Raw genomic sequence first — 22,838 nt, forward strand, 5'->3', positions numbered from 1 at the left:
TCGGTCCGGGCCCTGGGGAGGGCGCCGGCCCCGAGCCCTGGAAGGCCCGGCGGTTCATAGGAGGCCCGGCAGTCCCGTAAGAGGCCCGGCAGTCCTCTGGGAGGCCCAGCGGTTCCATGGAAAGCCCGGCGGTTCCATAGGAAGCCGGTGATCCCGTCAGAAAGCCCCGCGACCCCGCCAGGAAGCACCGCGACCCCGTCAGGAAGCACCGCGATCCCGTCGAGGTATCGCTCCCCCGGCCACCGCGCGGCACCCATGACACCGCCTGACGCCGCCGCCCCTATGCCCCCTCAGCCCCCGGCGTCCCACATAAGACGTCTGCGATGTCTCAGATGCGGCGCCGCGCCTTGCGGGCACGGCGGACCAGGGCGGCCGTGCCCAGCAGGGCGACGGTGGCGCCGGCGGCCCCCGCGGCCGTGGCGTCCTTGCGGCCCAGACGGCGGCCCGCGACCGTATGACGCCCCGCGACCTCCTCCAGCAGCTCGGCCAGTACCTCCTCGTTCGTCCACCGGGGACGCCACCCCGCCTCGTGGAGGCGGCTTCCGCTGACCACCCACGGGTGCATGGTGTACGCCAGGTCCCCGGCGGGCGAGGGCGTCAGGCCGATGCGGTGCAGCCGGGCGGCGGCGCCCAGCGCGACCGAGGAGGGCAGTTCCATCCGCCGGATACCGGACAGCTCCTCGACCTCCTCCTGCTCCAGCCAGCCGTCGCAGCCCACCGCCAGCTCGCCCTCGACCTTCTCCAGCGCCGCGTACTCCAGGGCGCTGACCAGGTCCTCGACGTGACAGAACTGCCAGGTGGGGCGGGACCCGGCGACCACCAGCAGGCGGGGCGACTCGAAGTAGCGGGTCAGGGCGGTGTCCGTGCCGCCCACCAGGACGGCGGGGCGGACGACGGTCACGTTCAGCCCGGGGTGGGCACGCGGCGCACGGCGCGCCAGGTGCTCGATCTCCAGGAGGTCGCCGACCCCCGTGGCGTCGGCGGTGGCGCGCAGCTCGGCGTCCTCGGCCAGGGGGACGTCGTTGTCGGGCAGCGCCCCGTAGACCATGGCGGAGGTGCACAGGACGACCCGGTGGACACCGGCCGCCGCGGCGGCGGTGAGCACCGTCTGCGTGCCGCGCACGTTGTACGCGGTGCGGGCCTCGGCGTCGGTCTCCAGGTCGAGGTCGAGGGCGAGGTGCACCACGACGTCGGCGCCGCGCAGCTTGTCGGCGATGGCAGGGTCCCGTACGTCCAGGATGTGCCAGTGGGCCTCGGCCACCTCCCCGCGCCGCTCGTCGATGGCCACGACCTGCTTGATCTCGTCGGATGCGGCCAGCGCACGGGTCAGCAGCGCGCCGACCCCGGACGCGGCGCCGGTGACCGCGACGACGGGCCGGCGCAGCGGCTTGCCGGGGGCGCCGATCACCGTACTGCTGGGTTTCTCGGTCCTGGCCGCAGCGTTTCGCGCTGCGCGAACGGTCGGATCTGGGGAACTCACCGGGCGTCTCCAGCGGTTGTCTTTAGTACGCACGCGTGCTGACGCGTACGTACCAGGTGGCGTCCATCCTGCCGCAGGCACCAGGACAGCGGAGCACCGAGCCCCGAAGCGGCCCGGGTGTCTAGGCTGGAAGGTGTTGTCGGGCAGCCGCCGCCGGCCCGAGCCGGTGGCCCTACGAGCCGAGGAAACCCGTGAGTGACACCCCATTTGGATTCGGCCTTCCGCCGGAGGAGCCGGAGGACGGCGACAACGGCAAGAAGAAGGGCGGCCAGGGAGGTAGCCAGGGCCCCGCGGACCCGTTCGGGTTCGGCGGCGGGAGCGGTGGCGCGGACAATCCGTTCGCGGCACTCTTCGGCGGCATGGGTGCCCTCGGCGGCCCCGGCGGCCAGATGAACCCGGGCGACCTGGGTGCCGCCTTCCAGAAGCTGGGCCAGATGCTCTCCTATGAGGGCGGGCCGGTGAACTGGGACATGGCCAAGGACATCGCGCGCCAGACCGTCGCGCAGGGCGCGCAGGACGGCACCAAGGACGCGAGCGTGGCGCCCGGTGAGCGGGCGGCGGTCGAGGAGGCCGTACGGCTGGCGGACCTGTGGCTGGACGGCGTGACGTCGCTGCCCTCCGGGGCCGGCACGGTCGTGGCGTGGAGCCGCGCCGAGTGGGTCGAGGAGACCCTGCCGGTGTGGAAGGACCTGGTGGACCCGGTCGCCGAGCGCGTCGGGGCGGCCATGGGGGACGTACTGCCCGGTGAGATGCAGGCCATGGCGGGCCCGCTGCTGGGCATGATGCGCTCCATGGGCGGCGCGATGTTCGGCACGCAGATCGGGCAGGCGCTGGGCGTCCTAGCCGGCGAGGTCGTCGGTTCCACGGACGTCGGGCTGCCGCTGGGCCCGGCCGGGAAGGCCGCGCTGCTGCCGGGCAACATCGCGAACTTCGGTTCGGGCCTGGGCATCCCTCAGGACGAGGTACGGCTCTACCTGGCGCTGCGTGAGGCCGCCCACCAGCGGCTGTTCGCCCATGTGCCGTGGCTGCGCTCCCACCTGTTCGGCGCGGTCGAGGGCTACGCCCGCGGCATCAAGGTGGACACCACCAAGCTGGAGGACGTGGTCGGGCAGCTCGACCCGCAGCGCCCGGAGGAGCTGCAGAACGCACTCCAGCAGGGCATGTTCCAGCCCGAGGACACCCCCGAGCAGAAGGCGGCGCTGGCCCGGCTGGAGACCGCGCTGGCGCTGGTCGAGGGCTGGGTGGACGCGGTGGTGCACGCCGCAGCCGCACCGCACCTGCCGTCGGCGGGCGCGCTGCGCGAGACCCTGCGCCGCCGCCGGGCGACCGGTGGCCCCGCGGAGCAGACCTTCGCCACCCTGATCGGCCTGGAGCTGCGTCCGCGCCGCCTGCGGGACGCCTCGCGACTGTGGGCCTCCCTCACGGACGCCCGCGGTCTGGAGGGCCGCGACGGCCTGTGGGAGCACCCGGACATGCTGCCGACGGCCCAGGACCTGGACGATCCGGACGGTTTCGTGCATCGCGAGCAGATGGACTTCTCCGAGCTGGACAAGATGCTGGGCGAGGCCGCCGGGAGCCATGGCCCGGACCTGTCGAAGAAGGACGGGCCGTCGGAGAAGGGCGGACCGTCGCAGGGTTCTTCCAAGGACGCGCGGGAGCGGCGGCCGGAGAAGTCCGACGGCGAGGACGACGGCGAGAAGTGAGCCTTCACGACGACGCGGCGCGGGTCCTCAAGGAGTGGCCCGCGCCCTCGCCCGACCAGGAACGGCTGCGGCTGTCCTACCTGGACCATCTCGCCGCCCACCCGGACGGCATGTGGAAGGCGTGCGCGGACGGGCACGTCACCGCCAGCGCGCTGGTGATCGACCCGGTCGGCGAGCGGGTGCTGCTCACCTTGCACCGCAAGCTGAAGATGTGGCTGCAGATGGGCGGGCACTGCGAGCCGGTGGACGCCTCGCTGGCCGACGCGGCGCTGCGCGAGGCGCGTGAGGAGTCCGGGATCACGGGCACCGGCGAAGGCGTCACCCCGGCCGGTCTGACGCTGCTGCCGGGCGGCCCGGCCCGCCTGGACCGCCATCTGACACCGTGCGCCTGGCATTTGGACGTCCAGTACGTGGCCCTGGCTCCCGAAGGGGCCACGGCGGCGATCAGCGATGAATCGCTGGATTTGCGGTGGTTCGCGTACGACGAGGTCGCGGATGTCGCCGACGCGTCGGTGGTACGCCTGGTGGAACGGGCCCGGGCCCTGCTGTAGGACCCGGACGGGGCGCTCATGCAGGGACCGTACTCATGCAGGGCCCGCACGGACCGCTCGCCTTACTTCACGGCTCCCTGCCCCGCCTCCCCGCTTCCCGCTCACCCACTCCGGGCGGCGGGCAGGTGGGGCAGCCGCTCGGCGGCCACCACCCCTTCGAGGTAGCCGCGCGCCCGTTCCGTACGGGGGTAGGCCTCCAGCAACTGCCAGAACCGCGCGCCGTGACCGGGGACGAGAAGGTGCGCGAGTTCGTGCAGCAGCACATAGTCGATGACGTATTCCGGCATGCCCTGAAGGCGGTGCGAGAGCCGGATGCTGCCCTCGGCCGGCGTGCACGAACCCCAACGGGTGTTCTGGTTGGTGACCCAGCGCACCGTCGCCGGCCGGGCGCGGCCGTCCAGGAACTGGTCGGACAGGCGCTCGGCGCGGTCGGCCAACTCGGCGTCGCCCAGCATGCGCTTGCTTTCCTGGGCTGCCAGTTTGTCCAGCATCACCGTCACCCAGCGGCGCTCCTCGGCCTCGGACATCCGGGCCGGGATCAGGACGACGGTCCGGTCGCCCTCGCGGTAGGCCGAGACGGTACGGCGGCGCCGTGAGCTTCTGCGCACCTCGACCGCGCTCGTCCCGGAGCCGCGGTTCTGCGGCGGCGGGGCGTTCCTGTGCTGTGTGTCTGCGGCACGGTGCAAGGGAGTCTCCCCCGCGAAGCGAGGAGAAGGGTCGGCGGGCACGCCCCGACGTTACCCGCTGTCAGTAGGCGAAGTCCGCCCGTCGAACAGTTCCCGTGATCGAAACACTCCATGGCGTGGATGACTCGTACGACTAATGCGGCCCCCTGTGGATAACTTTCGGCGGCTGTTTGCCGTGCCGGGCATGCTGATTCCCGGACGCCGGAAGCGCGGGCCCGCCGCGGGAGACGGTCCGGCGTCATTGCAAGCGCGGGGACGGGAACCGGCGCACGGGGTGGTACGGAGACGACGGGGGGCGGGTGCCATGCATCCGATGCTCAAGCCGGCGCTGCGGCGCGGGTGGCGGGACAGGGAGACGGTGCGGTTCGGGGTGGCCCCGGCGCACGCGGTGGTGGTGGGTCCGCTGGACACCGCCACCGGAAGTTTCCTGGAACTGATCGACGGCACGCGCACCGTGCCGCAGTTGGCCCGGGCCGCCGAGGCGATGGGGCTGACGGCCGACCACGCGCGGGGCGTGGTGGAGCGGCTGGGCCGGGCGGGACTGCTGGACGCGCCCGCGGCCGGCGGGACGGCGGCCGAGGAGGTGCGCGCGGACGACGCGGCCTTCGGCCGGCTCCGCCCGGACCTGGCCTCCCTCTCCGTTCAGCACCCGGAGGCGGCGGGCGGACTGGACCGGGTGGGCGCGCGCCGCTCCGTACGGGCACGGGTACGGGGCGCGGGGCGGGTGGGTGCCGCGGTCGCGGCCCTGCTGTCGGCGGCGGGCGTGGGCCAAGTGGAGGTGCTGGACGGCGGCCGGGTCGAACCGTGGGACGTACACCCTGCGGGGGTACGGGCCGAGCGGATCGGGGAGCGCCGGGACACCGCCGCCCGGCGGCTCGTCCAGCACTCCTCCCCCTGGACCCGCAGGCCCCGCCCCCAGTCCGGACCCCCCGGGCCGCCCGGCGAACCGGGCGAACCGGGGCTGGCACTCGTGGTGCTCGCACCGCGCGACGGACTCGCGGCCTACGCTCCCGACCCAGTCCTGTCCGAGCCCCTGCTGACGGCCGGCATCCCGCATCTGTACGCGGGGGTGGTCGAGGGGACGGGCGTGGTGGGCCCGCTGGTGCTGCCGGGCAGCTCCTCCTGCGCCCGCTGTCACGAACTGCGCCGTACGGACCAGGAGCCGGCCTGGCCGCGGCTGCTGGCCCAGTGGCGCTCGGGCCGCCGCTCACCGGCGGTCCCGGCCTGCGACGCCGCACTGGCCACCATGGTGGCAGGGCTCGCTGCCACACAGGCCCTGGCGTTTCTCGACGGCCGGTTGCCACCCTGCACCGGTGCGCGCATGGAATGGGCGCTGCCCTGCGCGGGGTGGGAAACGACCGGAATCGTGCCGCACCCGGAGTGCGATTGCGGCGCCGCCGTACCGGCCGGGGCAGGGCACTCCTCGGATCCTGGCGCACGACACGCAACAATGTCGGAGTAACCCCGGCAGGGGACAGTGTGAGTTGGAGGGGCGCATGTCTGATCTTCCCCGCAAGGCGGTCACCCGCACCGCCAAGCTGGCCGCGCTGCCACTGGGGTTCGCCGGCCGCGCTACTTGGGGGCTCGGGAAACGGATCGGTGGGAGGTCCGCGGAGATCGTCGGGCGGGAGCTGCAGCAACGCACCGCCGAACAGCTCTTCAAGGTGCTCGGAGAGCTGAAGGGCGGCGCGATGAAGTTCGGGCAGGCGATGTCCGTCTTCGAGTCGGCACTGCCCGAGGAGATCGCCGGTCCCTACCGCGCCGCGCTGACGAAACTGCAGGAAGCGGCGCCGCCCATGCCGACCAGCACGGTGCACGCGGTCCTGGAGGAGCGGCTCGGCGCGAAGTGGCGGGAACTGTTCGAAGAATTCCAGGACAAGCCCGCGGCGGCGGCCTCGATCGGTCAGGTGCACCGCGCGGTGTGGCACGACGGCCGTGAGGTGGCCGTCAAGGTCCAGTACCCCGGGGCGGGCGCGGCCCTGCTGTCGGACCTGGCCCAACTGGGCCGGTTCGCCCGGCTGCTGGGGCCGCTGATCCCCGGTATGGACATCAAGCCCCTGATCGCCGAACTGCGGGACCGCGTCTCGGAGGAACTGGACTACGGCCTGGAGGCCGAGGCCCAGCGGGCACACGCCGAGGAGTTCGCCGACGATCCGGACGTACTGGTTCCGGCGGTGGTCCATCAGGGCGACCAGGTGCTGGTGACGGAGTGGCTGGAGGGCGTGCCGCTGTCCGAGGTGATCGCCGACGGCACCCAGGAGGAACGGGACCGGGCCGGCCAGTTGCTGGCACGCTTCCTCTTCTCCGGCACCGCCCGCACCGGCCTGCTGCACGCCGACCCGCACCCGGGCAACTTCCGGCTGCTGACCGGCGACGCCCCGGACGGCCCGCCGGAGAAATGGCGGCTGGGCGTCCTGGACTTCGGCACGGTCGACCGCCTGCCCGAAGGACTGCCGTCAACGATCGGCATGTCCCTGCGGATGACCCTGGACGGCGAGGCGGAGCGGGTCTACGAGCTGCTGTGCGAGGAAGGCTTCGTCAAGGAGTCGATCGAGCTGGACCCCGACGCCGTACTGGACTATCTGCTGCCGATCATAGAACCGGCCCGGGCCGAGGAGTTCACCTTCACCCGGTCCTGGATGCGCGCCCAGGCCACCCGCGTCGCCGACCTCCGCTCCCCCGCCCACCAACTGGGCAAACAGCTCAATCTGCCACCGTCCTACCTCCTGATACACCGGGTGACGCTGAGCACCATCGGCGTCCTGTGCCAGCTCGGCGCGACCGTACGCCTCCGCGACGAACTGGAAGCCTGGGTCCCCGGTTTCACCAATCCCCACACCACCCCCACCACCGCCGAACCAGCCGAAAACACCCCCGCCTGACCCCACCACCTCCAAAAGAACACCACCCCGCCCAGAACCAGCGCACACCGGGCAACCACAGACGAACACCTGCCCCGACGCACAAACACACAACAGACGCCAGAAGCAGAACCCGACAAGGAAAAGGAAGGAGGGAAGGTCAAGAGCAAATGCCCTACCGCGAAGCAGGCCCGGGGGCAGCGGGTGGCTGACCCGGTGGGCGGGTTCTGTCGGTGATGAGCTGCGCGAGGCGCGGTGGTGGCAGGCCGGTGCTGGCAGAGAAAGCACATCCTGCACCGGTCGCACCTGGCGAGATCGACGCCGACACCAAGCCCGCGTCCGCGTCGGTCAGTACGAACGAGGCGGACGCAGCTCGTGAATCTGTCCCGCCGCCAGGGCACATGCCGTTGCAGTACCAGGGCGGACGCCTTCGCGACAGGGGCCGGTCACTGGAGGCGGGCAAGGGTGACGGTGTCCAGGGAGTTTCGCGGTGGTGCGCTGCTCCCTCGGGGCGTTGAGGGGCGGTGACGTGGAGGTGGGGCGGGTGGGGGGAGGAAGAGGGCGGGGCCCGGGTGCGGGCCCCGCGGGGTGGGTTATTGCATGACGGCCATGGCCAGCGCGCGGCGGGCGCGCAGGGAGGCACGTTCGGCGCGGCGCTGCATGCGACGAGCGGCGGCGAGCCGGTAGGCCCTGCGTTCGGATTCGGCTTCCCGGAGGCGTTCGTGCATATGAGCACGCGCCAGGGCTTCTTGCATGAGTTGCATGTCACGGGTCCTGTTCTGACGTGAGGCGAGCACACCGGAGTTCGCGGGTGCGGGGGTGTCGGTGAGGGTGGGGTTCATCTTCGGGTCCTGCTTCTGGGGGTCCCGCGTTGCGGGACAGTCGATCGTTCCTGCGCCGATGAGGTTCATGCCGAGACCGGGTTCTTGCGCGGACGGCCACGCGGACGCTTGCGGGCCACGACGACGCCCTGGACGAAGAGCTCGCCGCCCCAGACGCCCCACGGCTCGCGGCGGTCCTTGGCGCCGGCGAGGCAGGCCTCACGGACGGGGCAGGTCTGGCAGAGCGACTTGGCGTACTCGACGTCGGCCGGGGACTCGGCGAAGAAGACCTCGGGGTCGTACGTACGGCACGGAACAGCGGCGCCGAGGCGGTCGATCTCGTCGTCGAGCTCGGTGAGGGGCAGCAAGGAGTTCTCCTGGTGGTCGGGCGGGGGAATCAGGTCGGTGGCGACGGACGGGGTGTGCGTCTGGAGTTGCACGGTGGTGTGTTCCTCGTCTGTTCGGCCCGGCTCGTGGCCGGACTCATTGGCAAAGCAAAAGGGCCGCGGATCCCGGTGTGGGTTCCGCGGCCCTGGAAGGTGCCGACCTGATCGTGCCGATCAGGCTGGATCTCTCCAGGGTTCGTGCCCGCGGTGGGCCCACTGGTCGTGCTGGTGCTTCTGTGCCTGGTACTGCTTCGGGGATCCGGCGCCATTGGCCGCCGCGGCGGCGAAGACATGGGTCTCCGCTGCCACTGCCGCTACCGCAGGTGCCTGGGTCGGTCGCTCGACGCGTTCGCTGATCGGCAGGATCGCGAGACGGGCCATACGGCCGCCCTCGATACCGGAGAGCCGACCGGCGACGGACAGACCGGTCCCCAGGAGCGAGAAGCCGAGCGGGCAGGTGGCGATGACCGACGAACCGGCCAGTTTGTTCTTCATGGAGCTGATCATTGGTCTTCGCCTCCTCTCGGCGTCTCAGGGGCCGGAAAACCGGCCCGTAGCTTGTTCAGTACAGCACGGAACCATCGGAACCCGGAAGGTCCGCTGTTCCCGTGCTTACGCAGGCTATGGGGATGCGCTCCGCGCACGCAAACTATTTTCGCGGTGACTTTCTCAGGGCCTTGGAGGCGCTCGGCGGAATCCTGGAATCCGCGGCCCGCCCCTGTGGCCTGCTACGAGTCCTCTAAGCGTCCTCCCCGGCGGACGGCCCGGGCTCCCGGTCCGCGCAGAGTGCGAGGACGTCGGCGCCGAATTTCCCGAGTTTCCGGGCTCCCACGCCGGGGATTCCCGCCAGTTCCCCTTCGTCTTCCGGCACCGTCTCGGCGATCGCCATCAGTGTCTTGTCGGTGAAGACGCAGTACGCGGGCTGGCCGAGCTGCCGTGCCTGCTCCGCCCGCCAGTCGCGCAGTCGCTCGTACAGCGCCTCGTCCAGGTCGGAGGGACAGTCCTCGCAGCGCATGAGCTTCATCTCGCCCGCGTCGGTCAGCGTCCTGCCGCAGACCCGGCACCGGACCGGACCGCGCCGCTTACGCCGGCCTTCCCCCGCGGCGGCGCCGCTGCCGCGCTCGATGCCGCCGCCCACGGCCCCGCCCGCGGTCCGGCGGCCCGCGGCCCCGGAGCCCGGCCGCAGGCCGTTGAGGAAACGGCTGGGGCGGCGGGAGGCCCTGCCCCCGGGAGAGCGCGAGAGCGACCAGGAGAGGCTGAGGTGCTGCCGGGCGCGGGTGACGCCCACATAGAGGAGCCGGCGCTCCTCCTCCACCTGCTCGTCGGTCTTGGCGTAGGTGATCGGCATCATGCCCTCGGTGAGGCCGACCAGGAAGACGGCGTCCCATTCCAGGCCCTTGGCGGCGTGCAGTGAGGCGAGCGTCACACCCTCGACCGTCGGTGCGTGCTGGGCGCCTGCCCGCTCGTCCAGTTCGGCGACCAGGTCGGCGAGGGTGGCGTCGGGGCGGGCCTTGGCGAAGTCCTCGGCGAGCCGGACGAGCGCGGCCAGGGATTCCCAGCGGTCCCGTACGGCGCCGGATCCGGCGGGCGGCTCGCTCGTCCAGCCCTTGGTGCTCAGCACGGCGCGCACCTGGGAGGGCAGGTCCACCGCGTCGTCGAGCAGCGAGTCGTTGCTGCCGAAGCGGGCGGCGCTGCGCAGCGCGACGCCCGCCTCGCGCACCTCGGGCCGCTCGAAGAACCGCTCGGCGCCGCGGAGCTGGTAGGGCACGCCGGCGTCGGCCAGCGCCTGTTCGTAGACCTCGGACTGCGCGTTGATGCGGAACAGGACGGCGATCTCGCTGGCGGGGATCCCGGAGGCGATGAGGTCCCGGATGCGGCGGGCGGCGCCCTCGGCCTCGGCGGGCTCATCACCGTATTCGGTGTAGAGCGGCTCGGGTCCGGCCGGGCGCTGGGAGATCAGCTCCAGACGGTGTTCGGCGGCGCGGCCGGTGGCCTGGGCGAGGAGGCCGTTGGCGAGGTGGACGACCTGTGGGGTGGAGCGGTAGTCGCGGACGAGCTTGACGACGGTCGCGCCCGGGTGGCGGGTGCGGAAGTTCAGCAGGTGGTCGGGGGTGGCGCCGGTGAAGCTGTAGATCGTCTGGCTGGCGTCACCGACGACGCACAGGTTGTCGCGGTCCCCGAGCCACAGTTCCAGCAGCCGCTGCTGGAGCGGGCTGACGTCCTGGTACTCGTCCACGACGAAGTGCTGGTACTGCGAGCGGACCTGCTCGGCGATGTCGTGCCGGTCCTGGAGGACGCCGACGGTCAGCAGCAGCACGTCCTCGAAGTCGATGGTCCCGCGGTCGCGCTTGAGCTGTTCGTACGTGCTGTAGATCTGCCCGATCTCGGCCGGGTCGCGGGGGCCTCGCGGCCGGCCTTGACGACGGCCGCCGGGTAGTCGGCGGGCACGGTCTGGGTGACCTTGGACCACTCGATCTCGCCGGTGACGTCGCGCAGCTCGTTGCGGTCCAGGCGGACGCGGCAGCGGGCGGCGGCCTCGGCGACGAGCTGGACCTTGCGTTCCAGCAGGCGGGGCAGCTCGCCGCCCACCGCCTTGGGCCAGAAGTACTGGAGCTGGCGCAGCGCGGCGGAGTGGAACGTACGCGCCTGGACGCCGCCCGCCCCGAGCTGGCGCAGCCGCCCGCGCATCTCCCCGGCCGCGCGGGCGGTGAAGGTGACGGCGAGCACGCTGGCGGGCTGCAGGATGCCGGCCCGTACGCCGTAGGCGATCCGGTGGGTGATCGCCCGGGTCTTGCCGGTCCCGGCTCCGGCCAGTACGCACACCGGACCGTGCAGGGCCGTCGCCACCTCGCGCTGCTCGGGGTCGAGCCCGTCGAGCACCGCGTCCGCGGAGGCAGGGACCTGCGGGAAGAGAGAGGAGTCCGTTGCTGCTGTCACCCCGCCATGCTGCCAGGTCGCGTGGGGGAGCCGGGAAAGTTGTCCACAGACGCCGGCCCGCGGTCGTACCAATGCGGGAATGACATGGAGGGGGTATGCGTTCCATGACCACAAGGACGCTGAACGTGAAGGAGCGCGAGGACCCATGGCGGGTACGGTGACGATGTACAGCACGACCTGGTGCGGCTACTGCCGACGGCTCAAGGGCCAGATGGACCGCGAGGGCATCGCCTACACCGAGATCAACATCGAGCAGGACCCGGAGTCGGCGGCCTTCGTGGAAAAGGCGAACGGCGGCAACCAGACCGTACCCACCGTCCTGTTCCCGGACGGTTCGACGCTGACCAACCCGTCATTGGCCCAGGTCAAGCAGGCGCTCGGGGTCTGATCCGCCCCAGGAAGCAGCCCCCGTACCTCAGCGGTCGGGGGCGCTTTTCGTGCCGGCTGCTCGGAATGCCCGGTCGGCCGGCTGAACGGCTGTGCCGTCGGCTTTGCCGTCGGCTTTGCCGTTGCGGGAAGCCTGTGTGGTGGGCGTGGGTGATGTCGTACGTGGTGTCCTGCCCATGGGGCCGCGCCGAGCCGCGCCGGCCGTCCGGCTGCCGGGCGCTGGGGGCCGGCCCGGCTGCCACCCGGTGGGGTTACGGCTTGGTGGTCGTGTCGCGGCTCGGGAGGGGCTTGCCGTACCAGAGTTCGATGAGGCGGGCGGCGATGGAGATGCCGTACGGGGGAGGACCTCACCGGATTCGAAGGCGGCCTTCAGGTCCTCGCGGGAGAACCAGCGGGCCTCTTCGATCTCCTCGCCGTCCACCCGGATCTCGGAGGACGTGGCGCGGGCCATGAAGCCCAGCATGAGACTGGAAGGGAAGGGCCAGGGCTGGCTGGCGACGTACTCGACGTCGCCGACGACCACGCCGGCCTCCTCGAAGACCTCGCGGGCCACGGACTGTTCGATGGACTCCCCCGGCTCCACGAAGCCCGCCAGGGTCGAGAAGCGGCCTTCGGGCCAGTGCACCTGGCGGCCCAGCAGGGCACGGTCCTCCTCGTCCGTGACGAGCATGATCACGGCCGGGTCGGTACGCGGGTAGTGCTCGGCGCCGCAGGCCGGGCAGCGGCGGATGTGGCCGGCCGCCGCGATGACCGTACGCTCGCCGCAGCGTGAGCAGAAACGGTGCAGCCGCTGCCAGTTCTCCAGGGCGACGGCGTGTACGAGCAGCCCGGCGTCCCGCGGGGAGAGCAGCAGGCCCGCCTCGCGCAGCCCGGCGGGGCGCGCGGACTGGTCCATGCGGCCCGGCAGCGCGTCCTTCTGGAGGGCGAAGTAGCGGACGCCGTCCTCGTCCATGCCCAGGAAGTAGCGGTGCGCCTCGGTCAGCGGCGCCTCGAAGGACGGCGTCATGATCAGTTCGGTGCGGCCGTCGGGGGTGTCGTCGATCAGCGCCTGACCGCCGGAGACCACGAAGACACGCGTCGTCGGGTGGCTCCAGGCCGCCGCGAGCCACGCTTCGTCCAGGCGGTGGTGGGCGGCCCGGTCGATGCCGCTGGCCGTGCTGAAGGTGATCGGCCGGTCGGCGCTGTGGTCGGTCCAGGTGGTCACTGCTGTTTCCAACTCCCCCTGTGGCGTGGGTGATTGCTGGGTAAGACCCCGGACGGGCACGTCGGCGCACCGGGTGTGCGGCGCAGAGGTGCCGTGAGTGCGGCAGTCGCGGGTGTGCGGCGCGCGGGCCGTCGGGGCCTTACGGTTCTCATGGGTCAAGCGCTGCGCCAGTTGTCCGCCAGGTCGCCCCACAGATACGCGGCGGTCTCGACGCCCTTCATCAGCAGGTCCAGCTCCACCTTCTCGTTCGGCGCGTGCCAGCCGTCGGAGGGGATGGATATGCCGAGGAAGAGGACCGGTGCGCCAAGGACGTCCTGGAGGTCGGCGGCCGGGCCCGAGCCGCCCTCGCGGGTGAAGAGGATCTTCTTGCCGAAGGCCCGGCCCATGGCCCGTACGACCGACTGGAGCGCGGGGTGGTCCAGCGGCGTCAGGCAGGGGCGGGTGGCGCCCCAGAAGGTGATCTCGTGGCGGATGCCGTCGGGGAGGCGGGCGGCGACCCACTCCTGTACGGCCTTGCGGAGGGTGTCCGCGTCCTGGCCCGCCACCAGGCGGAAGGACAGCTTGAGCTGTGCGGCCGACGGCACGATCGTCTTGCCGCCGGGGCCCTGGTAGCCGCCGCCGATGCCGTTGACCTCGGCGGTGGGCCGGGCCCAGATGCGCTCCAGGGTGGTGTGGCCCGCCTCGCCCAGCGCGGCGTGGGAGTGGGCGGTGCGCAGCCACCGGGACTCGTCGAAGGGCAGCTCGGCGAAGAGGGCCCGCTCGCGGTCGGTCAGCTCCACGACACCGTCGTAGAAGCCGGGAACCGCCACCCGGCGGTCTTCGTCGTGCAGGGCGGCGGCCAGGCGGGCGGCCTCGGTGGCGGGGTTGGGGACCGCTCCGCCGAAGGACCCGGAGTGGATGTCCTGGTCCGGCCCGTACAGGTCGATCTGGCAGTCCATGAGGCCGCGCATGCCGGTGCAGACGGTCGGGGTGTCCTTGGACCACATGCCGGTGTCGGAGACGATCACCGCGTCACAGGCGAGCCGTTCGGCACGCTCGGCGATCAGCGCCGGGAAGTGGGGGGAGCCGGACTCCTCCTCGCCCTCGATGAGGAGCTTGAGGTTCACGGCGGGGGCGCTGCGGCCGGTCGCGGCCAGGTGGGCGCGGACCCCGAGGGTGTGGAAGAAGACCTGTCCCTTGTCGTCCGCGGCGCCCCGGGCGTACAGCCGCCCGTCGATGGTTTCCGGCTCGAAGGGGTCGGTGTGCCAGCCGTCCTCCCGGGCGGCGGGCTGCACGTCGTGGTGGCCGTAGACCAGGACCGTGGGCGCATCGGGATCGCCGGAGGGCCACTCGGCGAAGACCGCCGGGGCGCCCGGCGTCTCCCAGATCTCGGTGGTCGGGAAGCCGGTCGCGGAGAGCTTGCCGGCCAGCCATTCCGCGCTGCGGCGCACGTCCGCGGCGCGGCCGGGGTCGGCCGACACGGAGGGGATGCGCAGCCACTCGGCGAGGTCGTCGAGGAAGGCGGCGCGGTGTTCGTCGAGGTACGCGCGGACGGCGCTGTCCGAGGTGGTGCTCATGTGTCCGAGCCTATCCGGCTCCGGGGTGTGACCTGTCGCCGGTCTCACCGCCGGCGCCGATGCCGATGCCGTTGCCGGTCGCGGGGCTGATGTCATGGGTGGTGGCGTCGCTGATGCCGGTGGCGTCGCTGATGCCGGTGGCGTCGCTGATGTCGCCGCTGCTTCCGTCGTCGGCGGAGGCGGTGGCCGTGGCCGTGGCCGTGGCGAGGTTCTCGTCGCCCTCGCCGAGGAGGATGCGTTCCAGTTCGGCCCGCCCCGGCAGCCTCGCGGGGCGGACGACCTCGCCGGTGCGCACATACAGGAACGCCGCGCCGACCGCGGACAGCGGCAGGCCGTGCTGCTCGGCCCAGGCCAGGCGGTACACGGCCAGTTGCAGGGGGTCGGCGGTCTGCTGCCGGTGCGTCTTCCAGTCGATGATCTCGTACGTGTCCCCTTGGGGCCCGCCCTCCCTGTAGACGGCGTCGATGCGGCCCCGGATCACCCGGCCGGCCAACGTGAGCTGGACGGGGACCTCGATCCGGTAAGGGGTACGGCGGGCGTACGGCGTACGGGCGAAGGCTTCCTTGAGCGCCTCCAGCTCGCTTTCGTCCGCGATGCCGTTGCCGTCCCCGTACGCGCCGCCCGGCAGCTCGTCCGGGCCGAGCACGGGCAGGGTCAGCTCCTCGAAGCGGGACTCGACCCAGGCGTGGAAGCGGGTGCCCCGGCGGGCGGCGGGCCGGGGCGGGCGCGGCATGGGCCGGGCCAGTTCGCGCGCGAAGGCGTCCGGGTCGTCGGCCAGCCGCAGCAACTGCGAGGCGCTGAGCGTGGGCGGCAGCGGCACGTCCTGGACGGTCGCACGGGCCCGGCGCAGTTCGCCGGCCAGCGCGTCCAGGTCGCGGTCCCAGGAGCCGACGGTTCGGCGCTCCTCAGAAAGCAGCGCGGCGGGCTCGGGCTCGGGACCGGGAGCGGGCTCCGGCCCGGTGTCCTGCTCGGGCGATGGTGTGGGCCGTACGGCCTGATCGGAGGGGTGGGCCGGGGGTACGGCCTGCTCCGAGGGGTGGGCGGGGCGCTGGGCCGGCAAGACCTGCCGGTCAGCCGTCGCGTCCGCGTACGCCTCCGCGTTCGCATTCGCGTTCGCTTCATCCGCGTACTCGTGTTCGTGCTCGCGTTCGCGTTCGTGCGCGTACGGATCGGGGTCGTCCTTATAGGGACCATCCCCATAGGGACCCTCGCCGTATGGGCCGTCCCCGAACGGATCGGCCTCATACAGGCCGTCCTCATACGGGCCGTCTCCGAACAGATCGTCCTCAGGAGGCGGCGGCCACTCCGGGTCGTACGCGGAGGCCGGCGCCTCCGGCCTCCCCGTGCCCGGATGCGGTGCGTCATGCGCCACACCGGACGTATCAGGCATGCCCGCTTCCCCGCCGGTCATCCGGTCCAGGTGGCGCTGCACCGTCTCGGCGGCGGCGCGGCGGCGGGCCAGCGCCGCGGCGTCCAGCGGAAGCGGCCACTCCTTTTCCGCCGTGGCCTCCTTCAGGGACGGGTTCTCCTCGCCCTCCTCCGGGGCGTCGGCCCACACCTCGATCTCGCCGTGCCCCGCCTCGCAGTGCGCGCGCAGCGCCTCCAGGAAGACGGACGGGCCGCGCGGCTTCTTCTGGTCGGGGCCCCACCAGTGGCCGGAGCCGAGCAGCAGGGAGCGCGGGCGGGTGAAGGTGACGTACCCCAGGCGGAGTTCCTCGGTCTCCTGGTGGTCCTTCATCGCCTCCTTGAAGGACTTCATGCCCCGGCTGTCCCAGTCGGTGACGTCCGGGAGCGTGGCGGCGTCGCCGCGCAGGGCGTGCGGCAGGACCTTGGGCCGGGCGGTCCAGGACTCGCGGGCCTGCTCGCTGGGGAACTGCTTGGCGACCAGGCCGGGCACCGCGACGACGTCCCACTCCAGGCCCTTGGACTTGTGGGCGGTGAGCACCTTGACGGTGTTGCCGTCGCCCGGGAGCGAGCTGTCCAGGCCCTTTTCGTACTGGACCGCCGTGCGCAGGAAGCCCAGGAAGGCGAGCAGGGTCGCCTCTCCGTCCAGGGCCGCGCCGCCCTGTTTGGCGGCGAACCCGGCCGCGATGTCGAGGAAGGTGCCCAGGGTCTCGCGGCGGCGGGCGGCCAGAGCGTGCGGGGAGGCGGACAGTTCGACCTCCAGGCCGGTGACGGCCAGTACGCGGTGCAGTACGTCCATGAGCGGGTCGGCCAGCGAACGGCGCAGCTCGCGCAGTTCGGCGGCGAGGCGGGCGAAGCGGACCCGAGCCTCGGCCGAGAACGGCAGCCCGTCATCGGACCGGCCGTCCGCCTCCAGGAACGTGTCGAGCGCGTCGGCGAGCGAGATCGTCTCGGCCGGGTCGACGCCCTCCACGGCCTCGGCCAGCCGCTGCCCGGGGTCCTCGGACTGTCCGGGGCGGTGGACGAGGGTACGCGCCCGGCGCCCCAGGAGAGCCAGGTCGCGCGGGCCGATGCGCCAGCGCGGGCCGATCAGCAGCCGTACGAGGGCGGCGTTGGCCGTGGGTCCTGAAGCACCTCGCACACCGCGACGAGGTCGGCGATCTCGGGGAGGTGCAGCAGCCCGGACAGGCCCACGACCTCGACGGGGACGTCCCGGGCCACCAGCTCACCCTGGATGCGGGCGAAGTCGCCGGCGCTGCGGCACAGGACCGCGATCTCGCCCGGAGCGGTGCCCGTACGCACCAGATGGGCGAGGGAGTCGGCGAGCCAGGTCAGCTCCTCGGCGTGGGTGGGCAGCAGGGCGCAGCGCACCATGCCGTCGCGCTCCGCGCCGGGCGCCGGGCGCAGGGCCTGGACGCCCTGGTGCATCCGGCGCAGCGGTGCGGCGAGCCCGTTGGCCAGGTCCAGCAGCCGGCCGCCGCTGCGGCGGTTCTCGCTGAGCGCGAAGCGCCGGGCCGGGCTGCCGTCCTTGAAGGGGAAGTGCTCGGGGAAGTCGTCCAGGTTGGCGACGGAGGCGCCGCGCCAGCCGTAGATGGCCTGGCAGGGGTCGCCGACGGCGGTGACGGCGTGGCCCGTGCCTGCCCCGAGGTCTGTGTCCAGGGGGACCCCTTGCCGAAGAGGGCGGACAGCAGGATCCGCTGGGCCACGGAGGTGTCCTGGTACTCGTCCAGCAGGACGACCTTGAACTCCTCGCGCAGGATCCGGCCCACCTCGGGGCGGGTGGTGGCGAGCGCCGCCGACAGGGCGATCTGGTCGCCGAAGTCGAGCAGGTCACGGCGGCGCTTCTCGCCGCGGTAGGCGGTGACCAGGTCCAGGAGCTCCAGGCGGGCGCGGGCGGTGTCGGGGACCTTGCGCAGGTCGGCGTTGGTGAGCTTGGCGCCCTCCAGGGCGGTGAGCAGCTCCGTGTCGTACTCGTGCAGGCGGGCGGGCTCCACGAGGTGCTCGGACAGTTCGCCGTCCAGGGCGAGGAGGTCCTCCACGAGGGCGGGCAGGGACTTGGTCAGCGCCGGATACGGGCCGGGGGCGGAGCGCAGGACGCGCGCGGCGAGCTGGAAGCGGGTGGCGTCGGCGAGGAGACGGGCGGTGGGTTCCAGGCCGATGCGCAGGCCGTGGTCCTTCAGGAGCTGCCCGGCGAAGGCGTGGTACGTGGAGATGCGCGGCTCCCCGGGGACGCCGTCCTCACCGAAGGCAGCGCTCGGACCAAAGGCACTACTCGGCCCGAAGGCACTGCTCGCACCGGAGGCAGTGCTCGCACCGGAGCCGCCGTTCTCACCGGTGGGGGTCTGGCCGGGGGCCGCCGGGAAGGCCCCGCCGGGGTCGGTGATCCCCGCGGCGGCCAGCGCCTTCCGTACGCGCTCCGCCAGCTCGCCCGCCGCCTTGTTCGTGAACGTCAGGCCCAGGACCTGCTCGGGCGCGACCTGGCCGGTACCCACCAGCCACACCACCCGCGCGGCCATGACGGTCGTCTTGCCCGAGCCGGCCCCGGCCACGATGACCTGCGGGGCGGGCGGCGCCGTGATGCAGGCCGTCTGCTCCGTGGTGAACGGGATACCGAGGAGCTCTTTGAGCTGCTCGGGGTCGGTGATGCGAGCTGACACATCAGAGACGGTAGCGGGCCGCACTGACATCGCCCGGAAAACGGCCGGGGACGACCCCCGGCACGGTGCCGGGACGGCGTCTTCCGGCCGCGGCGGTACGGGGGCCGGGCGCGGGTCCGGCTCCGTCACAGACCCCGGACAAGGGTGATAAAAGTCGCACCTCGGTCGCGGTCATAAGGACCGGAGGAACCAAAGGACCGAGAGATCGAGGAATCGAGGGATCACTCGACGATCTGCCGGCCCTCCGGGAGCGCCGAGCAGGCGTTGCGGAAAGCGCAGTGGGTGCAGTGCTGCCCGGCGGTGGGGGTGAAGCGCTCTTCGAGGACCCGCCCCGCCGCGGTGGCGAGCAGTTCACCCACCCAGCCCTCGCCGTGCCCCGGCCCCTGGGACGCCGCTTCCAGCGGCTGCTGTGCCTGCACGGCGGGCAGCGCGTCGCCGCCCTCCTTCTGAGGAGCGCCCAGGCGCAGATGGACGAGTTCCGCGCCCCCCGGCTCGGGCCTGCGCCCCCGAAGGCGTCGTCGACCGCGCCCTCGGCCACCGCCAGTTGGTAGACGGCGAGCTGCGGGTGCCGGGCGACCTGCGGGCCGGTCGGCTTCTGCTTGCCGGTCTTGAAGTCGACCACGTAGGCGCGCCCCTGCGCGTCCGCCTCGACGCGGTCCATGCTCCCCCGGATGCGGACCGCGTACTCGCCCGCCTCCAAGGTGACGTCGAAGCCGTGCTCGGTGGCGACGGTGGTCCGGCCGTACGCCTCGCGCTCCAGTACGTGCCAGCGCAGGAAGCGTTCCAGGGCCGCCCGCGCGCTGTCCTTTTCCTGCCGGGACTTCCAGGGGGCGTCGAAGGCGAGCGCGTCCCATACGGAGTCCAGGCGCTCCATCAGGACGGACAGGTCGGCCGGCGTACGGCCGGAGGCGACCTCGTCGGCGAGGACATGGATGACGTTGCCGAAGCCCTGGGCGGCGGTCGAGGGCGCGTCCGCCTTCACCTCGCGCCCCAGGAACCACTGGAGGGAGCAGGTGTTGGCTAGCTGGTCCAGCGCGCTGCCCGAGAGGACCACGGGCCGGTCCCGGTCACGCAGTGGGACGGCGCTGTGCGTCGGCTCGTGCAGCCCCCACCACTGGCTGGGGTGGGCGGCCGGGACCAGCGGCCGGCCCTCGTCGTCCCGCAGCGCCGCCAGCCTGGCCAGCCGCAGCGCCGCGGCCTCGCGCAGCGCCGGGGAGGCGGCCGGGTCGACGGTGGTGGCGCGCAGCTCGGCGACGAGCGCGGCCACCGACAGCGGACGGCGCGGCCGGCCCGTGACGTCCCGCGGTTCGACACCCAGCTCCGACAGGAAGCGGGAGGGCTGGTCACCGTCGTCCGCCGCCGCCTTGACCGCGGTGACCACCAGCCGCTCACGGGCCCGGGTGGCGGCCACATAGAACAGCCGGCGCTCCTCGGAGAGCAGCGCCCCGGGCGACAGCGGCTCGGCCAGCCCGTCCCGTCCGATCCGGTCCGCCTCCAGGAGGGAGCCGCGGCGCCGCAGGTCGGGCCAGAGCCCTTCCTGTACGCCGGCCACCACCACGAGCCGCCATTCCAGGCCCTTGGAGCGGTGGGCGGTCATCAGTCGTACGGCATCGGGGCGCACTGCACGGCGCGTGAGGGTGTCGGCGGCGATGTCCTGGGCGTCCAGCTCCTCCAGGAAGTTCAGCGCGCCGCGCCCGCCCGTACGCTCCTCGGCGCGGGCGGCGGTCTCGAAGAGGGCGACCACCGCGTCCAGGTCGCGGTCGGCGTTGCGGCCCGCGGCGCCGCCGCGTCGGGCGGCCCGCTCCAGGCGCTGCGGCCAGGGCGTGCCGTTCCACAGTTCCCACAGGGCCTGCTCGGCGGTGCCGCCGCCGGCCAGCAGCTCGCGGGCCTTGCGCAGCAGCAGACCCAGGCGCTGTGCGCCCCGCGCGTACGCCGGATCGTGCGCCACCAGACGCTGCGGTTCGGCCAGCGCCCGGGCGATCAGCTCGTCGGAGGGCCGGGGCACCGCCTGTCCGGCGGCCCGCTCCTCCTCGCGCAGCGCCCGGCCCAGGCGCCGCAGGTCGGCGGAGTCCATGCCGCCGAGCGGCGAGGAGAGCAGTTCGACGGCGGTCTCAGGCCCGAGCCAGTCGGCCGGGGCGGCGGGGGCAGCCGGAGCGTCAGAAGCAGGCGCATCGGCAAACGCGTCGGCGGGAGCGGCCGGAAGGTCAGGCGCGGCCGGAACGGCAGGCGCGGTCGGAGCGTCGGACGCGCCGTGCGCCCGCGCCTCGCGCCCCACCACATCGCCCAGTGCGGCCGTCGCGGCGGCGCGCAGCGCGGTGAGCAGCGGCCCGACCGCCGGCTCGTGGCGCAGCGGGAGGTCGTCGCCGTCGATGTCCAGGGGTACGCCGGCGGAGGTGAGCGCCCGGCGCACGCCGGGGATCGAGCGCCCCCCGGCGCGTACGAGGACGGCCATCTCGCGCCACGGCACACCGTCCTCCAGGTGTGCCCGCCGCAGCAGGTCCGCGATGTTCTCCAGCTCCGCGCCGGGGGTCGGGTACGTGTAGACCTCGACCCGGCCGCCGTCCCGTACGGGCGCCAGCTCGCGGTGGGCCCGTACCTTCTGTGCCGGCAGGCGGGTCAGCGGCATGCGGTGGGTCAGCAGCCGGGTCGCCGCCAGCACGGCCGCCGACGAGCGGCGGCAGGTGCGCAGGACCGCCACCGGCGCCGGGGAGCCGTCCGCGCGCGGGAACATCCGGGGGAACTCCAGGATGCCGTTGACGTCGGCACCGCGGAAGGCGTAGATCGACTGGTCGGGGTCCCCGAAGGCGACGAGGGTACGGCCGCCGCCCGCCAGCGCCCGCAGCAGTCGCACCTGCGCCACGTCGGTGTCCTGGTACTCGTCGACGAAGATCGCGTCGTACTTCCCCGCCAGCTCCGCCGCGACCTCGGCCCGCTCGGCCAGCAGCACCGCCCGGTGCACCAGCTCGGCGTAGTCCAGCACCCCCTGCGCGTCCAGGACGTCCAGGTATTCGGCGAGGAAGCCGGCCGCGGCCGACCAGTCGGGCCGCCCGGTACGCCGCGCGAAGGCGGCCAGCGCGTCGGGGCCCAGGCCCAGTTCGCGGCTGCGCGCCAGGACCGCGCGCACCTCGTCGGCGAAGCCGCGGGTGGTCAGGCAGGCGCGCAGGTCGTCCGGCCAGGTCACCTGGGCCCGGCCGGCGCCAGCCAGCGCGGCCTGCCCTTCGAGGAGTTCCCGTACGACGAGGTCCTGCTCGGGGCCGGACAGCAGGCGCAGCGGGTCCGCGAAGAGCTCGGCGTCCTGGTGGGCCCGTACGAGCGCGTAGCAGTACGAGTGGAAGGTGGTGGCCTGGGGCGCGCCGGCCCGTCGGCGGCGCGTTCCCCGCGGCCCGGGGCCGGTGCCCTGCGCCTCGCGGCCTGCGGCCCGCACCTCGGGGTCTGCGCCCTGCGCCTCGGTGTCTGCGGCTCGCGCCTCGGGGCCCGTGGCCGGCCCGTCGGGGCGGCTCAGGCGGGCGGCCATGCGGTCGCGCAGTTCGACGGCGGCCTTGCGGCTGAAGGTCAGTACGAGGATGCGCTCGGGGTCCGCGCCGGCCTCCACGCGCCGTGCCACCGACTCCACCAGCGTCGTGGTCTTGCCCGTGCCCGGGCCGGCCAGGACGAGCAGCGGCCCGTCGCCGTGCTCAACCACGGCACGCTGGCCCGCGTCCAAAGCAGGAGGAACCACCGGTCCCGGCGGGGTACGTACCAGTCGGTACGCGCCGCCGCCGGAGGCGTCCCGCCGCGCCGCCTGCCGGCGGGGCCGCGCGGACGGGGCGGCCGAGAAGGAGGAACTCACGTGGATCGCCGGTCCTGGGGGAGGTACTGGTTGTGATGCGGGACGGGGAGCAGACCGCCGTACGGAGCAGCGCCGTACGGGGCAGGGCACGGTCCGCGGCACGGGAGGTGCCCGCGGCACGGGAGGTGTCCGTGCCGCGACGGGTGCGGGCCGGGGCCGACGCTACGCCAGGTGGCACACGAGCCGCAGCGCGTCCCACGACCGTACGACGGATGCTGTCAGATGTGAGGAGCTTCGCCGCCGCTGCCCCGGACCGGCCCGCCGCCGCGGCCCGCGCCCCCGCGCCGCGCACCGGCCCGGCCGCGCCCGGAACCGCCCGGGTCACATGGGGAACCGCCCAGGTCACGCCGGGGTTCACCCCCACCGGGCCGGCCCT

The 22,838-nt window shown here is 73.2% G+C and carries 11 protein-coding genes and 4 pseudogenes; 5 read left to right on the forward strand and 10 right to left on the reverse strand.

The genetic code is table 11. The features are described 5' to 3' along the window. Positions 1 to 328: 328 nt before the first annotated feature. Positions 329 to 1,480, reverse strand: coding sequence for an SDR family oxidoreductase (locus KGS77_RS11200; RefSeq protein WP_242580668.1), 1,152 nt, complete (start codon positions 1,478 to 1,480; stop codon positions 329 to 331). Positions 1,481 to 1,671: 191 nt separating this feature from the next. Between KGS77_RS11200 and KGS77_RS11205 the strand changes: the two genes are divergently transcribed. Together KGS77_RS11205 and KGS77_RS11210 are read left to right on the forward strand one after the other, a co-directional pair. Beyond that, entirely contained in the window at positions 1,672 to 3,183 is a 1,512-nt protein-coding gene (locus KGS77_RS11205) for a zinc-dependent metalloprotease (protein WP_242580669.1), read from the forward strand. Then, entirely contained in the window at positions 3,180 to 3,734 is a 555-nt protein-coding gene (locus KGS77_RS11210) for an NUDIX hydrolase (protein ID WP_242580670.1), read from the forward strand. The genes KGS77_RS11205 and KGS77_RS11210 overlap by 4 nt, the downstream gene beginning before the upstream one ends. 101 nt (positions 3,735 to 3,835) lie before the next feature. Here the strand turns inward: KGS77_RS11210 and KGS77_RS11215 are convergent, their stop codons facing one another. Beyond that, complete coding sequence (locus KGS77_RS11215) at positions 3,836 to 4,462, reverse strand: M48 family metallopeptidase (protein ID WP_242580671.1); 627 nt, start codon at positions 4,460 to 4,462, stop codon at positions 3,836 to 3,838. Between the two features lie 271 nt (positions 4,463 to 4,733). On the opposite strand from KGS77_RS11215, the gene KGS77_RS11220 reads away from it, so the two are divergent. Then, positions 4,734 to 5,882, forward strand: a complete 1,149-nt coding sequence (locus tag KGS77_RS11220; protein WP_242580672.1) for a ThiF family adenylyltransferase — start codon at positions 4,734 to 4,736, stop codon at positions 5,880 to 5,882. A gap of 34 nt (positions 5,883 to 5,916) precedes the next feature. Then, positions 5,917 to 7,302: an AarF/ABC1/UbiB kinase family protein gene (locus KGS77_RS11225; protein ID WP_242580674.1), complete on the forward strand. Its 1,386-nt coding sequence runs from the start codon at positions 5,917 to 5,919 to the stop codon at positions 7,300 to 7,302. 572 nt (positions 7,303 to 7,874) lie between these two features. Here the strand turns inward: KGS77_RS11225 and KGS77_RS11230 are convergent. The 4 genes and pseudogenes from KGS77_RS11230 to KGS77_RS11245 all read right to left on the reverse strand — a co-directional run bounded on the left by KGS77_RS11230 (position 7,875) and on the right by KGS77_RS11245 (position 11,425). Further along, positions 7,875 to 8,192, reverse strand: a complete 318-nt coding sequence (locus KGS77_RS11230) for a hypothetical protein (protein WP_242580676.1) — start codon at positions 8,190 to 8,192, stop codon at positions 7,875 to 7,877. Beyond that, positions 8,189 to 8,542: a WhiB family transcriptional regulator gene (locus tag KGS77_RS11235; RefSeq protein ID WP_242580678.1), complete on the reverse strand. Its 354-nt coding sequence runs from the start codon at positions 8,540 to 8,542 to the stop codon at positions 8,189 to 8,191. Before KGS77_RS11235 ends, KGS77_RS11230 begins: the two co-directional genes overlap by 4 nt. A gap of 120 nt (positions 8,543 to 8,662) precedes the next feature. Continuing rightward, positions 8,663 to 8,995 carry a hypothetical protein gene (locus KGS77_RS11240; RefSeq protein ID WP_242580680.1) on the reverse strand — a complete coding sequence of 111 codons (333 nt, stop codon included), beginning with the start codon at positions 8,993 to 8,995 and terminating at the stop codon, positions 8,663 to 8,665. Positions 8,996 to 9,227: 232 nt separating this feature from the next. Beyond that, positions 9,228 to 11,425, reverse strand: a pseudogene (locus KGS77_RS11245) (ATP-dependent DNA helicase UvrD2). A gap of 145 nt (positions 11,426 to 11,570) precedes the next feature. On the opposite strand from KGS77_RS11245, the gene KGS77_RS11250 reads away from it, so the two are divergent. After that, complete coding sequence (locus KGS77_RS11250) at positions 11,571 to 11,813, forward strand: mycoredoxin (RefSeq protein ID WP_206504154.1); 243 nt, start codon at positions 11,571 to 11,573, stop codon at positions 11,811 to 11,813. 250 nt (positions 11,814 to 12,063) lie between these two features. On the opposite strand, the pseudogene nudC reads toward KGS77_RS11250, so the two are convergent. From nudC to KGS77_RS11270, 4 genes and pseudogenes are all read right to left on the reverse strand, one after another. Then, positions 12,064 to 13,016 (reverse strand): annotated as a pseudogene (nudC, locus tag KGS77_RS11255) (NAD(+) diphosphatase). A gap of 155 nt (positions 13,017 to 13,171) precedes the next feature. Beyond that, a complete protein-coding gene (locus tag KGS77_RS11260) occupies positions 13,172 to 14,572 on the reverse strand; it encodes a dipeptidase (protein ID WP_242580682.1) in 1,401 nt (466 codons plus the stop codon). Between the two features lie 10 nt (positions 14,573 to 14,582). Beyond that, a pseudogene (locus tag KGS77_RS11265) lies at positions 14,583 to 18,663 on the reverse strand (ATP-dependent DNA helicase). Positions 18,664 to 18,854: 191 nt separating this feature from the next. After that, positions 18,855 to 22,336 (reverse strand): annotated as a pseudogene (locus KGS77_RS11270) (ATP-dependent DNA helicase). Between the last annotated feature and the right edge of the window lie 502 nt (positions 22,337 to 22,838).

The organism is Streptomyces sp. MST-110588, assembly GCF_022695595.1.
GTDB lineage: Bacteria > Actinomycetota > Actinomycetes > Streptomycetales > Streptomycetaceae > Streptomyces.